The following is a 14,280-nucleotide window of genomic DNA, read 5'->3' as shown; positions in this document are numbered from 1 at the left end:
GGGGGGGGGGCCGCGGCCGGGGGGGGGGGGCGGGCGGGGGGGGGGGGCCGGGGGGGGCGGTGGGCGCCCGGGGGGGGGGGGGGGGGGGGGGGCGCCCCCCCCCCCCCCCGCGGTCCTGTTCGGGGTCCGCGTCCTCAGGGTGTGTAGACCGCCGGACGCGGCGGGGTCGGCATGCCGTCACCGATGAAGAAGCCGGTGTGCGGCGGCTGGTTGTAGGCGGTGTTCTGCCAGGCCAGCGAGGTGCGGTACAGGGTGTCGTGGAGCAGCGTCGTGATCTTGACGTTGGTGTCGTGCGGGGTGGAGTAGATGCGCAGCGCGGTGTTGTCGCCGGTGCGCCAGACGACCTCCTCGCGCCAGTCGCCGAGGATGTCGCCGGACAGTACGGGGGTGGCCTTGGTGCCGTTGTTGGAGGCGACTCCGGACCCTGTCAGCAGGCGGGTGTCGGAGGAGGTGCCGTACTTGTCGATGCGGGTGCCGTCGAGGAGTTCACGCACCGGGTCGCCGTCCCACCAGGAAAGGAAGTTGGCGGAGGACGGCTTGCGGCCCTTGGTGCCGCCGCCCTCGTCGCGGACGGAGCCGTCGGAGGAGGACCACATCTCGGGGCCGGAGTTGCCCGGCCAGATGTCACCGGCGACACCGCGCCCGTTGTCGCAGCAGGCGGACAGCTTCCAACGGACCGATCCGTTGGCCGGGTTGACGTACAGGGCCGCGGGCTGGGAGGTCGACTCCGAGACCTTGTAGTACTCCAGGCCGGAGGTCGACGCGTCGAGGTCGCCGAGGTGCTGGGCGTCGCCGTGACCGGTCTTCGTGGTCCACAGGCCGTTGCCGTTGTCGTCGACGGCCATCGCGCCGTAGACGATCTCGTCCCTGCCGTCGTTGTCGACGTCGCCGACGGAGAGACTGTGGGAGCCCTGGCCGTCGTAGCCCTTGCCGCTGTTGGTGGAGGAGTTGGTGTCGAACGTCCAGCGGCGGGTGAAGGCGCCGCCTCGCCAGTCCCAGGCGGCGACGACGGAACGGGTGTAGTAGCCGCGGGCCATGATCAGGGAGGGCCGGGCGCCGTCGAGGTAGGCGGTGCCGGCGAGGAAGCGGTCGACGCGGTTGCCGTAGGAGTCGCCCCAGGAGGAGACGGTGCCGCGGGCGGGGACGTAGTCGACGGTGCCCATGGCCCTGCCGGTCTGCCCGTTGAACATGGTCAGGTACTCGGGGCCGGACAGGATGTAGCCGCCGGAGTTGCGGTGGTCGGCGGAGGAGCTGCCGATGACGGCGCCGGCCCCGTCCCGGGTGCCGTCGGCGGTCTTCATGGCGACCTCGGCCTTGCCGTCGCCGTCGTAGTCGTACACCTGGAACTGGGTGTAGTGGGCGCCGGAACGGATGTTGTGGCCCAGGTCGATGCGCCACAGCCGGGTTCCGTCGAGCCGGATGCCGTCGACGATCGTGTTGCCGGTGTAGCCGGACTGGGAGTTGTCCTTGGCGTTGGTGGGCTGCCACTTGAGGACGAACTCGAGGGCGCCGTCGCCGTCGAGGTCCCCGACGGAGGCGTCGTTGGCCTCGTAGGTGTAGGAGACGCCGTCCGGGGTGGTGCCGCCGGCCGGCGGGGAGATGGGTACGTCCTTGTAGCCGGCGCGGAACTGGACGGCGTGCACGGAGTCGCCCTGCTCGACGCCGTTCACGACGGCGCGGACGGTGTAGTCGGCGTGGGACGGGGCGCCGGAGTGGAAGAACGTGGTGGAGCCGGTGACGGGGCCGGCGTTGACCTTCGTACCGGCCCGGTAGACGTTGAAGGAGACGTTGTCCGGGTCGGTGGCGAGCCAGCGCCAGCCGACCAGGTTGCCGCTGCCGTTGTGCACACTGACCACGCCCCGGTCGAGTGCCTCGACCTGGCGTGCCGTGGCGGCTTCGGCGGTACCGGCGCCGAGCCCGGTGAGCCCGGCCCCGGCGAGGGCCACGGCGGTGAGGACCGCGGGAAGGACGAACCGGCGTCCGCCTGACCTGTGCGCGTGCTTCCGCGGATGCCTGTGCGGGTGCTTCACGGGACGAACCTCCAGGGAGGGCGGGGGGATTCCGCCTTTCAGTCGTCACCGGTCCCTGTTGGGTTGCCGCCCCCCGCAAGGGACGTCGGCGGCTTTCGGAACGCCCGTAGCCGGAAGACCGGGTCGGGGCGGGGGCGGTCCTGGTCGGGGAGGGCGGCGAGGCGGGCGGCGAAGGCGTCGGCGAGGGGGGAGCCGGGGGGCAGGGTGACGAACCAGCCGCGGCGCAGGTCGGCGATGGTGCGGCGAGGGCTGCGGCCCTGCCCGTGGCCCCGAAAGACGGTCCGTCCGGCCGGGACAAGGCCATGTTCGGCGGCGCAGGCCGCCACGTCGGCGGCGCTGTCGCGCACCGGGCCGCGCGGGCGGGCGGAGAGGACGGCGTCGATGTCGCTGCCCACATTGTGCGAGGCGGCCTTGTCGACGGTGGTGACGTAGACACCGCCGGGCCGCAGGACCCTGGCGCACTCGCCGACGAGCGCCCGCACGTCCTCGGGGCCGGACTGGAGGTGCAGCAGCCACACGCTGACGGCGGCGTCGAACCGGGCGTCACCGAACGGCAGATGACGGCTGTCTGCGCGGACCACGGTGCCGGGCAGACGGGTTGCGGCGATCCGGGTCATCGACGGGGCGAGGTCGACGCCGGCCACCCGCAGGCCGGCACGGACGACGGGGAAGCGCCGGGTCACGATGCCGGTGCCGCAGGCGATGTCCAGCAGGTCGCGCGCCCCGGGGGGAATCAGGTCGAGCACCGCCTGCGCGGCGGCCGCGGCCCGGGGCTCACCCCCGCGTGAGGCGTCGTACCGCCCCGCTTCCTCGTCGTAGTCGAGCACACGCCTCAGTGTGCACCGTGACCGGGGGCCAAGTCCTGCACCCTGCGCGCCAGTTCGACATCCTTCGCGGTGACGGCGCCACCCGCGCCGTGCGTCCGGACGGCGACGGACACGGTGTTGTAGCCGAGGGTGAGGTCGGAGTGGTGGTCGAGTTCCTCCTGCACCTGGGCGACGTGGACGACCATCGCCGTCGCCGCGAAGTGGGAGCCGAGCCGGTAGGAACGGGTGAGCCGGCCGCCGTCGAGCGACCAGCCCGGCAGGCCGGTCAGCCGTTCCTCGATCTCCTTCGGCGACAGCGGTGCGGCGGATGCGGCGGATGCGGCGGATGCGGCGGGTTCGGCGGATGCGGCGGGTTCGGCGGGCATGGGCTGCGCTCCTCTGTCCCCCCGTGACGGTTCCGTCCCCCGGGGCGGTCGGGGTTTCTCTCCGCCCAGCGTGCCACAGGACGTGCCGCCGGACCCTGCGCAGGAGGCCGGGGGTGGTCGGAGGGCGGTTCCGAAGGTACGGCTCCCCCGTACGGCGTCTTCTCGGCTACCGTCCCGGCATGAGCACTCTGACGCCCGGCACCACCACCCCCGCCGCCGGAGGCGTGGGTCCGCTGCTGCGGGCCTGGCGGGAGCAGCGGCGGGTCAGCCAGCTGGAGCTCGCGCTGCGCGCGGACTCGTCCGCCCGGCACATCAGCTTCGTCGAGACCGGCCGCTCCCGGCCCAGCGAGGAGATGGTGCTGCGGCTGGCCGAGCACCTGGACGTCCCGGTACGGGAGCGCAACGCGCTGCTGCTGGCGGCCGGTTACGCGCCCCGGTTCCCCGAGACCCCGCTGGACGACCCGGCGCTGGAGGCGCTGCGCGAGGGCATCGAGCGGCTGATCGCCGGATACGAGCCGTATCCGGCGCTGGTGGTGGACGCGATGTACGACGTCGTGGCCGCCAACCGCGGGATCATGATGCTGTTCGACGGGGTACCGGAGTCGCTGCTGGTACCGCCGCTGAACGCGGTGCGGCTCACGCTGCACCCGCAGGGTCTCGCGCCCCGGATCCGGAATCTGCGGGAATGGCGCGGGCATCTGCTGGAGCAGATGGGGCGGCAGATCGCGCTCCGCCGCTCCGCACCGCTGCGGGCGCTGTACGAGGAGGTCGCGGCGTTCCCGGTGCCAAAACCCGAGCCGGACTCGGCCGAGGGGGCCGGGGCAGCGGACGGGGAGGAGGAGTCGGCGTCCGTGGCGTACTTCGCGCTGCCGATGCGCATCGAGCACGAGGGCCGGATCCTGTCGTTCGTGTCGTCGATCTCCACCTTCAACACACCGATGGACGTGACCGTCGCCGAGCTGGCTGTGGAGACCCTTCTCCCCGCCGATCCCGCGACGGCCAAGTACCTTCACTCCTGGCTGAGTTGACGAGAAACCCGCAGTGCCATGTGCTGGAGCAGGGCGAAACCGGCCACGACGAGCGCCTGGAGGACCGTCCACACCGCGCCCGCCGTGCTCGGCTCGAGCCACAGCACGAGGGCGACGCAACTCACCACCGCCCAGGCGAGGTTGACTTCGACGACGGCTCGGACGCCGAGCGTCGGCGGACATCGGCGCGAGGCCAGCAGGCCCACGCCGGCCGCGTACACCGCGAGGAGGGCGCCGAGCCCGGTCAGCAGGCCGGGGCCGACGCCGAGGAAACGGCCGAGCGGGCCGGAGAGGGCGAGGTAGGCGAGTGCGTTGACGCCGGTCACGGCGGTGTCGAGGACCAGGAGGCGGCGCAGCGCGGACTGCGGGCCGGAGGTCCGGGTGAGTGCGGCGAGCTGGGTCGCGGACATGATGGATCACCCTCCGTCGGGGTCGGGGTCGGGGTCGGGGTCGGGGTCGGGGTCGGGGTCGGGGTCGGGGTCGAGACCGGTCCGGGGCGGCCCGGTCACGGGCTGAAGGCCGCGGCGCACCGCATACGGCATACCGCATACCGCATACCGCGCTCCGGATGCTGCCCACCTGCCTGTCAGCCGGGTCCCTGGGCCGGTGCGTCCACGATCCCGTCTGCGACGGGTCGCGGTCGATTACCCCGGACGTCATGACCCGGGCGCCCGGAACGAGGGCGTCCGGCCTCCTCCCGTGAGAGGGTCGGGCGGGCATGGCAGACTGATCGTGTGTCGGGGTGCGTTGGGGAGACGTGGCGTGAGTGAACGGCGGGCCGCACCCACGGTGGGCCAAGTGGTACTCGGCAGGCGGCTGCAGGAGCTGCGGGAGACGGCGGACCTCACCCGTGAGGAGGCCGCCCGCGTCCTGCGGGTGGCTCCCGCGACCGTCCGGCGCATGGAAACGGCCGAGGTCGCACTGAAGATCCCGTACATCCAGATCCTGCTGACGGCGTACGGGGTGTCCCAGAGCGAGGCGGCCACCTTCATCGAGCTCGCGGAGGAAGCGAACCGTCCTGGCTGGTGGCAGCGATTCCACGACGTACTGCCCGAGTGGTTCAGCCTGTACGTGAGCCTGGAGGGCGCCGCCCGTGTCATCCGGTCCTACGAGCCGCACTTCGTGCCGGGGCTGCTGCAGACGGAGGACTACGCGCGTGCCGTCATGGAGGCCGGGACGATCGGGAACCAGGGGCCGGGGGCCGTCGAGCGGCATGTGTCGCTGCGGCTGGAGCGGCAGCGGCTCCTGGAGCGCCGGGATCCGCCCCACCTGTGGGTGATCGTGGAGGAGACGGTCCTGCGACGCCCGGTGTCGCTCGACGGCCGGGTGATGCGCGAGCAGTTCGACAAGCTGCTGGAGTGGTCCGAGCGGGACCGGATCACCCTCCAGGTCGCCGAGTTCGCCGACGGCCCCCACCCGGGGACGTACGCGCCCTTCTCGCTGTTCCGGTTCGCCGAGCCGGAACTGCCCGACATGGTGTTCACCGAGTACCTGACCGGCGCGCTGTATCTGGACTCCCGCAAGGAGGTCTCGGTGCACCTGGAGGTGCTGGACCACATGACGGCGCGGGCGGCCTCCACCCAGCACACACAGAAGCTGCTGCGGGAGTTCCGGGACAGCTACTGAGCGCCCCCGCGCCCGCTGCTCCCCGCGCCCTCGTCGTCGACGATCTCCGCGTCGACGACACCTTCCTCCTCCTGCGGTGAGGTGTGCTGCCCGGCGTCACCGGTGGACTCCTGGTCGGCCCGGGCGTACATCGCCTGGCCCATCCGCTGGCTGACCGCGGCGAGCTTCTCGGCGCCGGCGCGCAGGGCGGCCGTGTCGGCGGGCTTCTCCAGCAGCGGCTTCAGTTCGGCGACGGCGGCCTCCACCTCGGTCCTGGTGCCGGCGGGGATCCGGTCCTCGTTGTCCTGGATGAACTTCTCCGTCTGGTAGACGAGCTGCTCGGCCTGGTTGCGGGTCTCGGCGGCCTCACGGCGCCTGCGGTCCTCGTCGGCGTACTGCTCGGCCTCGCGCATCATGCGGTCGATGTCGTCCTTGGGCAGTGCCGAGCCGCCGGTGACGGTCATCTTCTGTTCCCGGCCGGTGGCGAGGTCCTTGGCGGAGACGTGCATGATCCCGTTGGCGTCGATGTCGAAGGCCACCTCGATCTGCGGGACGCCGCGCGGGGCCGGGGGCAGACCGGTGAGGTCGAAGACGCCGAGCTTCTTGTTGTACGCCGCGATCTCGCGTTCGCCCTGGTAGACCTGGATGCCGACCGAGGGCTGGTTGTCGGTGGCGGTGGTGAAGGTCTCCGAACGCCGGGTCGGGATGGTCGTGTTGCGCTCGATCAGCGTGGTCATGATGCCGCCCTTGGTCTCGATGCCCAGGGACAGCGGGGTGACGTCGAGGAGCAGCACGTCCTTCACGTCACCGCGGAGGACGCCCGCCTGGAGTGCCGCGCCGACGGCGACGACCTCGTCCGGGTTGACGCCCTTGTGCGGGTCCTTGCCGGTGAGTTCACGGACCAGGTCGGTGACGGCGGGCATCCGGGTGGAGCCGCCGACGAGGATGACGTGGTCGATCGCGGAGAGCTTCACCCCGGCGTCCTTCACGGCCTGGTGGAAGGGCTTCTTGCAGCGCTCCAGCAGGTCGGCGGTGAGTTCCTGGAACTGGGCCCGGGTGAGCTTCTCGTCCAGGTGCAGCGGGCCGTCGGCGGTGGCCGTGATGTAGGGCAGGTTGACGGTGGTCCCGGAGGAGGAGGACAGCTCGATCTTGGCCTTCTCCGCGGCCTCCCGCAGCCGTTGCACGGCCATCCTGTCCCGCGTCAGGTCGATGCCGTACCGGCCCTTGAAGCTCTGCGCGAGATGTTCGAGGAGCCGCTGGTCCCAGTCGTCGCCGCCGAGCCGGGTGTCGCCGTTGGTGGCCTTGACCTCGATGACGCCGTCGCCCATCTCCAGGAGCGACACGTCGAAGGTGCCGCCGCCCAGGTCGAAGACGAGGACGGTCTGCTCGTTCTCCTTGTCCAGGCCGTACGCGAGGGCCGCCGCCGTGGGCTCGTTGATGATCCGCAGGACCTTCAGTCCGGCGATCTCCCCGGCCTCCTTGGTGGCCTGCCGCTGGGTGTCGTCGAAGTACGCCGGTACGGTGATCACGGCGTCGGTGACGTCCTCGCCGAGGTAGGCCTCGGCGTCCCTCTTCAGTTTCTGCAGCACGCGGGCGGACAGTTCCTGCGCCCGGTAGCGGGTGCCGTCCACGGAGCCCTGGTCCGGGAAGTGCCACTGTCCGTCGCCCATGTGGCGCTTGACCGAGCGGGCGGTGCGGTCGACGTTCGTCACGGCCTGCCGCTTGGCCACCTCACCGACCAGCACCTCCCCGTGCTTGGCGAAGGCCACGACGGAGGGGGTGGTCCTGGCGCCCTCCGCGTTCGTGACGACCGTGGACTCACCGCCCTCCAGCACGGCCACCACCGAGTTCGTGGTCCCCAGATCGATTCCGACCGCACGTCCCATCGCTGTCCCCTTCCGCCAGGGCACACCTCTTCGGACTTCCAGGCTTCCAGCAGAAAACTTGAGCGCGCTGTTGTCAATAGTTCGCCCGGACCGTTCGTCACCCGACCTCAACCGCTCGCCGCGCGCAGTTCCACGGCGCGGCGGGGGTGGTCGGTGATCAGTACGTCCACACGCTGGTCGGTGAGGAAGGCGCGCATCGGGGCGGCGTCGTTGACCGTCCACACCATGGTGAACAGTCCGTTGCGGGCCGCCTCGCGCAGCGCCCCGCCGCGGGCGAGCCGCTGGTGCGCCGCGATCCCGTGGGCGCCGCAGGCACGGACCCGCCGCATGGGCAGCAGTTCGCTCAGCCGGGTGCGCGCCAGCCGGGCCCGCGGGACCCCGGTGCCGTCCCGGCCCAGGGAGAGCGCGGTGCGTACGCCGGGGAAGGCCGTGGTGATCGCGGCGACGGAACGGTCCTCCAGGCTGGTGGCGACGAAGCCGTCCCGGCCGAGCAGGGCGATCGCGCGGTCGATCAGCTCCCGCTCGTGCCCGGTCTCCTTCAGGTCGAGATGCCCGACGAGCTTTCCCGCGATCAGCTCCATGACGTCGTCCACGACGGGAACGGGGTATCCGGCGCGCGCGCAGAGTTCGGCGTGGGTGAGCGTGGCCAGCGGCGGGCCGGTGCGTCCCGCGCGGGCGTCGTGGTGGACGACGAAGATCCCGTCCGCCGTGCGCCGTACGTCGAACTCGACGTACTCCGCGCCGGACCGCAGGGCGTCCTCGTAGGCCTCCCGGGTCGCGGGCGCGGCGCGTTCGGAACCTCCCCGGTGCGCGGAGACGGCGGGCCGTGACGTCATACGGGGCGGCTCCCTGTCTTCGGGGTCTCCAGGATCCTCTAGGTCTCCAGGATCTTCGAGGTCTCGAGGCCGGGGTCGTCGAGGCAGGGGACGCGGACGCGGCGCAGGCCGCCCCCTGCGGAGCGGCCTGCGGGTGTGTCCGTACGTCCTCTACGTGCGGGGCGAGCGGGTCAGGAGAGCTTCGCCGTCAGGGTGATCTCGGTGCCCTTCAGCGCCTGGCTGACCGGGCAGTTGACCTTGGCGTCCTCGGCGGCGGCGAGGAAGGCCGCCTCGTCCAGGCCGGGGACGGTGCCCTCGACGGTGAGGTGGATGCCGGTGATGCCCGTACCGGGCACGAAGGTGACGTCGGCGGAGGTCACCAGGCGGGTCGGCGGGTTGCCCGCCTTGTCGAGGATGTTGGAGAAGGCCATCGAGTAGCAGCTGGAGTGCGCGGCGGCGATCAGCTCCTCGGGGCTGGTCTTGCCGTTCGCCTCCTCGGCGCGCGACGCCCACGTGACCGGCTGCTCGTCGATGCTGCCGGAGGAGTCGAAGGTGACGACCCCGTTGCCCTTGATGAGGTTGCCTTCCCAGACGGTGTGTGCGGAGCGCGTGGCTGCCATGACGCATCCTTTCGAAGAAGTCCGGCCGTGTGTCCGGCCGGGGAGGAAAGCGGTCGGGAGACTCCCGGGCCACCGGGTTCCCGGCCCTATCCGATCACACTACGGCTCGACGCGGCCGCAGGACCGGCGCCCTCGCGGTGAGGGCGGGCGGCGCGCCGCCGACGGGGGCGGGCCGTCACACGCGTTCGCCCGGACTCTCCGACGCCGATCGCGCCGTACGGAGACGACGCATCGAGCGGCGGCGCATCCATACGACCCACCAGAGGAATCCGAGCATGCTGACGGCGAAGGCCACCGAGGGGACCACGGAGCCGCTGACGACGCCGAGAACGAGCAGGCCGACAGCGACGAGTCCCATCAGGGCGAGCCAGTAGGGGAACCACCGGCCCGCGCGCTGCATGCTGTCGAGCTGGTCGTCGGCCAGCCGCCGCATGGCCGCTCGTTCCTCCGGGTCCTGCGGCACCTCACCACGCCGTATCCGGCGGTTGAGGTCGGCGACCGCTCCCGGACCGACGCCCGCCGCCCGTACGGCACGGCGACGCTGGGCGGCCAGGACCGCCACGGCGACACCGGTGCACAACGCGGCCTGCACGACCCAGATCACGGGATGCTCGTCCCTGCGGAACAGGGCGGTGATCCCCACGCCCAGCAGGAAGATCACCATCGCCTGGGCAAAAAGACTTCGGTCGAGCCAACGCTTGACGGCGGGCACGGCACGTACCTCCTCGGACGCTCGGGACAACCACGATCCGTCCCGTATACCCCGCGTACGGCGGCACATGGGCGATCCGCCCCGGCGGCCGTCGCCCGTCCTAGGCCGCCTGTTCCCGGTCCTGATCCGTCTTCAGCCCGGAGTCGTCCGACTCCTTCAGCCAGCGGCGCAGTACGTGGTGAACCTGCTCGGCGCCGGCGAGCTCCTCCCCGTCGGGGACCGGTGCGGTCAGCGCGAGCGGGGACAGCAGGAAGGGGCGGGACTGGTCACCGCCGAGGCCGCCGTGGGAGCCGATCTGTTCCTCGAAGGCGAGCACCTCGCCGTCGTCGGGGTCGTGGAAGGAGTTGACCATGATGTCGGCGGTGTGCGGGAAGGAGTGGGTGCGGCGTACGGCGTCGGCGGCGCCCGGCCCGAACACGGCGAGCGGCCCGGGGTCGTCGTCGAGTTCGTCCAGGGGGATCTCCGCGCCGTGCGCGCCGAGCACGACGCCGCCGTGCCGTCGACTGCCGACGAGCAGGAAGCCGATGCCGGGGTGGTTGGCGAGGGTCGGCAGCAGGGCGGGGTGGCGGGCGTCGATCTCCTCCCTGGTCATCCGGTGCGGCACGTCCGGGAAGGAGACCAGGCCGAGGTTGCCGGAGGCCAGGACGACGGGCTCGGAGTCGCGCGAGGGGCGGTGCTGCTCGATGCCCTCCTCGACCGGGCGGCGCAGCGCCGCCCGGACCGCCGCGCGGGCCTCGGCGCCGCTGTGGGTGCGCCGGGCGCGGCGTGGCACGGGCAGTCCGCAGCCGGCCCGTACCAGGTCGCCGAGGGTGAGGCCGTAGCGGGAGCGGAAGGTCTCGCCGGGGCTCTGGCCGTGGTCGGAGAGGACCACGATCCGGTAGGGGCGGGGGGCGTGTTCGGCGACGTGCTCGATCAGGGCGAGGGAGCGGTCGAGGCGTTGCAGGACCTTCTCGGCGTCCCGGCCGGCGGGTCCGGAGTGGTGGGCCACCTCGTCGTAGGCGACCAGGTCGGCGTAGACGGAGGTGCGGCCGGCGAGCAGGTCGCCCATGACGGCGGAGACGACCACGTCCCGCTCGACGACGGTCGCGAAGGCCCGTATGAAGGGGTAGAGCCCGCCGCGGGACACGCGCGGGAGCTGTTTGGTCCACCGGGCGCGGGTGGACTGGCCGATCTCGCGGGTCACCTCTGCGGCGAAGGACAGGGCGGTGCGCACGGCGTTGGCCGGGTCGGAGAAGTAGGCGAAGTAGCCGGAGCGGGAGCGGTTCTCGCGGCTGCGGCGGCGGGCGGCGATGGACAGCACCAGGGCCTGTTCGTCGGCGCCGCCGCTGAACAGGTTGCCGCGGCTGGCGCCGTCGTCGGCGAGCAGTCCGGGGTGTCCGGCGTTCCGGACGGCACGCTGCTGGAGTTCCACGGCGCTGGTGGGGCGGTTGCAGACCATCACCTCCCGGCGGTCCTTCTCGTACCAGCGGAAGGCGGGGACGTCGTGGTTGCTGCCGTGCAGGATGCCGAGTTGGCTGGCGCCGGTCTGGCTGGACCAGTCGGTGCGCCAGGGGGTGAGCCGGTGGGAGTGGGGAAGGCCGGCGTCGTCGGTGCCGAGCCAGCGGGCGACGGTCGGCATCAGGCCCTCGCCGACGGCGCGCAGCAGGACGTCGTGGCCGACGCCGTCCAGTTGCAGGAAGACGGTGCCGGGGGTGGCCGGGACGGGCGGTGTGGTGCGCCGGCGGCGGTCGGCGAGGCGGTAGAGGCGGCGGCGGTAGGCGTCGTCGTCGCGCACGGCGAGGGCGGCTCCGGTGGCGGAGGCGACGGCGGACATCACGGCGGCGACCACGATCGCGGTCTCCCAGGCGGCGGTGCCGCGCTCGACCGGGGTGATCCGCAGCGCCACCAGCAGGAGCGCGCCGTTGAGGAAGAACACCAGCAGGCCGAGGACGAGCGCCGGTACGAGCAGCAGCAGGCGCACCAGCAGCGGCCACACCAGCGCCGACAGCAGGCCGAAGGCGCCGGCGCCGAGCGCGGCGGTGACCGCGATGTCGGTGGCGCTGTCGCCGTCGGCGGAGCGCAGCCGGAAGTCGGGGAGGATGCCGGCGAGCACCAGCATGGTGAGGGTGGCGACCGCCCACACCGTGACGCTCCGCCCGATCTGACTGGCGATCCGTCGCCACCGCACGCCACTCACACCCAGTCCACCTCACGTCCCGGCCCGTTGCCGCCAGGGCGGCCCGCGAACCGGCCCCCGCCGTACCCACACCCTGCCACAACGCCCGGACGTGCCGTTTCGTCCCCCGGAAACCGACGGGCAAAAGCGTGCGGCCGGAAACGGGCGGCGCCCCGGAACCGGGCGCGCGGTCCTCAGCGGCCGTCGTAGCCCGCCGTCGGCATGGACAGGCGGCGGTGCACCCGGGCCTTCATCGCGGCGTCGTACAGCGGTTCGGCGTGGCCGACGGTCTCCACGCGCACCCCGCGCCGCGCGCACTCGGCGGTGAACTCCTCGACGCAGGACAGGGCGCTCTCCAGCACCCGGCGGCTGGGGGCCACGAACAGGTCGGAGCCGGACCGTACGCCGTCCCACAGCACGCAGTGGTCGGGGCGCAGGCCACGCACCAGCAGCTCCCGGGTCACCACGTACCCGCGCTCGCCGGCCCAGCGGGCGCACATGGCGTGCTGGCTGCGGGAGTCCACGAGGAAGGGATCGGCGTCCAGCTCCTCCAACGGCGTCAGACTCGCGATCGCGATCACCCGCACCGGCCCCATGGCGTCCCCCCTCACCTCCGGACTTCGCCGCCGACCCTACTCCTGCGCGTAGGCTTCGGGGAGTCGCAGAAGGAGGAGAAGCGGTGCCGGTGGAGATCACCTGGTGGGGGCACGCCACCTGCACGGTCGAGGATGCGCACACGCGCGTGATCACCGATCCCCTGTTCGCCCGTCGGCTCGCGCATCTGCGGCGCCGGCGCGGCGCGTTGCCGCCGCCGGATGCCCGGCACGCGGACCTGGCACTGGTCTCCCATCTGCATGCCGACCATCTGCATGTGCCGTCGCTTGCCCTGCTCGCCCCGGGCACGCACCTGCTCGTGCCCCGGGGCGCGCACCGTGCGGTGCCGGGGCTGCGCCGGCTCAGGCATCTCAGGGTGAGCGAGGTGGCGCCCGGCGATGTCCTGACGGCGGGCGACCTGGTCGTACGGGCGGTGCCCGCCCGGCACGACGGGCGGCGGCTGCCGCTCGGGCGGCACCGCTCCCCCGCCCTCGGCTACGTCATGGAGGGCGAGGCCCGGACGTACTTCGCCGGTGACACCGGGCTGTTCGACGCGATGGCCGAGGAGGTCGGACCGGTCGACGTGGCGCTGCTGCCGGTGGGCGGCTGGGGTCCGTACCTCGGCGAGGAGCACCTGGACGCGGCGCGGGCGGCCGAGGCGCTGGCCCGGCTGGGGGCGCGCAACGCGGTGCCGGTGCACTACGGCACGTACTGGCCGATCGGCATGGACGCCGTGCGTCCGCACGAATTCCACTCGCCGGGCGACGAGTTCGTGCGGCGGGCGGCCATGCAGGCGCCCGGGGTGCCGGTGCACCGGCTGGGGCACGGGGAGAGCGTGCGCCTGGGGGTCCCACGGTGATCCTGCCCGCCGCCCTGATACAGGCGGCCGGTGTGCACCTGTCCGTCCTGTCCGCCGCGGCCTCGGCGGCGGTGCCGACGGTACCGGCGACGATGGCTCCGGGCACCACCCAGCAGGCGCTCGGGTACCCCTCGCTGTTCCTGCTGGTGCTGATCGGGGCGCTGGTGCCGGTGGTGCCGACCGGGGCGCTGGTCAGTTCGGCGGCGGTGGTCGCCTTCCACCGGGCGGCACCGATCTCGATGGTGCTGGTGTTCGCGACGGCGTCGCTGGCCGCGTTCCTCGGGGACATCGCGCTCTACTGGCTGGGGCGGCGCGGGATGCGGTCGCGGAACGGCTCGCGCTGGCTGGAGGCGATCCGGGCGCGGGCGCCGGAGGACCGGCTGAATCAGGCGCGGGAGAAACTCGCCGACCACGGCGTCTCGGTGCTGGTGCTGTCCCGGCTGGTGCCGGCGGGGCGCCTTCCGGTGATGCTGGCCTGCCTGCTCGCCGACTGGCCCCTCCGCCGCTTCGTCCGCGGCAACCTGCCGGCCTGCCTGGCCTGGGCGGCGACGTACCAGTTGATCGGCGTCCTCGGCGGCTCGCTGTTCGACGAGCCCTGGCAGGGCGTGCTCACGGCGATCGTCCTGACCGTCCTGATCAGCACGGCTCCGGGCGCGTGGCGTTACCTGCGGGGGCGGGCGGCGACGCGGTGACCCGCCGCCCCCCCCCGCGGGGGGGGGGGCGGGGGCGGGGGCGGGGGCGGGCGCGGCGGGGGTCGGCGGTCAGGCCAGGCACCGGGCCCCGC

General features: G+C 72.8%; 15 protein-coding genes. 4 read left to right on the top strand and 11 right to left on the bottom strand.

Going from position 1 to position 14,280, the window contains the following annotated elements:
• Positions 1 to 134 precede the first annotated feature (134 nt).
• The 3 genes from ACFWVE_RS21680 to ACFWVE_RS21670 are packed head-to-tail and all read right to left on the bottom strand — an operon-like array spanning position 135 to position 3,222.
• A complete protein-coding gene (locus ACFWVE_RS21680) occupies positions 135 to 2,030 on the bottom strand; it encodes a rhamnogalacturonan lyase (protein WP_384016329.1) in 1,896 nt (631 codons plus the stop codon).
• A 38-nt stretch (positions 2,031 to 2,068) separates the two neighbouring features.
• Positions 2,069 to 2,857, bottom strand: coding sequence for a class I SAM-dependent methyltransferase (locus ACFWVE_RS21675; protein ID WP_384016327.1), 789 nt, complete (start codon positions 2,855 to 2,857; stop codon positions 2,069 to 2,071).
• Between the two features lie 5 nt (positions 2,858 to 2,862).
• Positions 2,863 to 3,222: a 4a-hydroxytetrahydrobiopterin dehydratase gene (locus tag ACFWVE_RS21670; protein ID WP_384016325.1), complete on the bottom strand. Its 360-nt coding sequence runs from the start codon at positions 3,220 to 3,222 to the stop codon at positions 2,863 to 2,865.
• A 179-nt stretch (positions 3,223 to 3,401) separates the two neighbouring features.
• Between ACFWVE_RS21670 and ACFWVE_RS21665 the strand changes: the two genes are divergently transcribed.
• Positions 3,402 to 4,250, top strand: a complete 849-nt coding sequence (locus ACFWVE_RS21665; protein WP_384016324.1) for a helix-turn-helix domain-containing protein — start codon at positions 3,402 to 3,404, stop codon at positions 4,248 to 4,250.
• Here the strand turns inward: ACFWVE_RS21665 and ACFWVE_RS21660 are convergent.
• Positions 4,232 to 4,660, bottom strand: a complete 429-nt coding sequence (locus ACFWVE_RS21660; RefSeq protein ID WP_384016322.1) for a hypothetical protein — start codon at positions 4,658 to 4,660, stop codon at positions 4,232 to 4,234. The genes ACFWVE_RS21665 and ACFWVE_RS21660 overlap by 19 nt on opposite strands.
• Before the next feature lie 6 nt (positions 4,661 to 4,666).
• Positions 4,667 to 4,792 (bottom strand): hypothetical protein, encoded by a 126-nt coding sequence (locus ACFWVE_RS21655; protein ID WP_384016320.1) that lies wholly within the window; start codon positions 4,790 to 4,792, stop codon positions 4,667 to 4,669.
• Positions 4,793 to 5,012: 220 nt separating this feature from the next.
• On the opposite strand from ACFWVE_RS21655, the gene ACFWVE_RS21650 reads away from it, so the two are divergent.
• Positions 5,013 to 5,876: a helix-turn-helix domain-containing protein gene (locus tag ACFWVE_RS21650; protein ID WP_384016318.1), complete on the top strand. Its 864-nt coding sequence runs from the start codon at positions 5,013 to 5,015 to the stop codon at positions 5,874 to 5,876.
• Here ACFWVE_RS21650 and dnaK read toward each other — a convergent pair.
• The 6 genes from dnaK to ACFWVE_RS21620 form a co-directional block, all read right to left on the bottom strand.
• Positions 5,870 to 7,741, bottom strand: coding sequence for a molecular chaperone DnaK (gene dnaK / locus ACFWVE_RS21645; protein WP_384016316.1), 1,872 nt, complete (start codon positions 7,739 to 7,741; stop codon positions 5,870 to 5,872). The genes ACFWVE_RS21650 and dnaK overlap by 7 nt on opposite strands.
• A gap of 107 nt (positions 7,742 to 7,848) precedes the next feature.
• Positions 7,849 to 8,577 carry a glycerophosphodiester phosphodiesterase family protein gene (locus ACFWVE_RS21640; RefSeq protein ID WP_384016314.1) on the bottom strand — a complete coding sequence of 243 codons (729 nt, stop codon included), beginning with the start codon at positions 8,575 to 8,577 and terminating at the stop codon, positions 7,849 to 7,851.
• Positions 8,578 to 8,747: 170 nt separating this feature from the next.
• Positions 8,748 to 9,176 (bottom strand): OsmC family peroxiredoxin, encoded by a 429-nt coding sequence (locus ACFWVE_RS21635; RefSeq protein WP_384016312.1) that lies wholly within the window; start codon positions 9,174 to 9,176, stop codon positions 8,748 to 8,750.
• Between the two features lie 175 nt (positions 9,177 to 9,351).
• Positions 9,352 to 9,888: a hypothetical protein gene (locus ACFWVE_RS21630; RefSeq protein ID WP_384016310.1), complete on the bottom strand. Its 537-nt coding sequence runs from the start codon at positions 9,886 to 9,888 to the stop codon at positions 9,352 to 9,354.
• A gap of 100 nt (positions 9,889 to 9,988) precedes the next feature.
• Positions 9,989 to 12,064, bottom strand: coding sequence for a phage holin family protein (locus ACFWVE_RS21625; protein WP_384016308.1), 2,076 nt, complete (start codon positions 12,062 to 12,064; stop codon positions 9,989 to 9,991).
• 173 nt (positions 12,065 to 12,237) lie between these two features.
• Positions 12,238 to 12,639, bottom strand: a complete 402-nt coding sequence (locus tag ACFWVE_RS21620) for a hypothetical protein (protein WP_384016306.1) — start codon at positions 12,637 to 12,639, stop codon at positions 12,238 to 12,240.
• A gap of 83 nt (positions 12,640 to 12,722) precedes the next feature.
• On the opposite strand from ACFWVE_RS21620, the gene ACFWVE_RS21615 reads away from it, so the two are divergent.
• Together ACFWVE_RS21615 and ACFWVE_RS21610 are read left to right on the top strand one after the other, a co-directional pair.
• Entirely contained in the window at positions 12,723 to 13,496 is a 774-nt protein-coding gene (locus ACFWVE_RS21615; RefSeq protein ID WP_384016304.1) for an MBL fold metallo-hydrolase, read from the top strand.
• A gap of 92 nt (positions 13,497 to 13,588) precedes the next feature.
• Complete coding sequence (locus ACFWVE_RS21610) at positions 13,589 to 14,188, top strand: DedA family protein (RefSeq protein ID WP_384016369.1); 600 nt, start codon at positions 13,589 to 13,591, stop codon at positions 14,186 to 14,188.
• Positions 14,189 to 14,280: the final 92 nt, after the last annotated feature.

The organism is Streptomyces sp. NPDC058632, assembly GCF_042717095.1.
GTDB lineage: Bacteria > Actinomycetota > Actinomycetes > Streptomycetales > Streptomycetaceae > Streptomyces.
The sequence above is the reverse complement of the archived record's forward strand: the minus strand, read 5'-3'. Positions and strand labels throughout refer to the sequence as shown.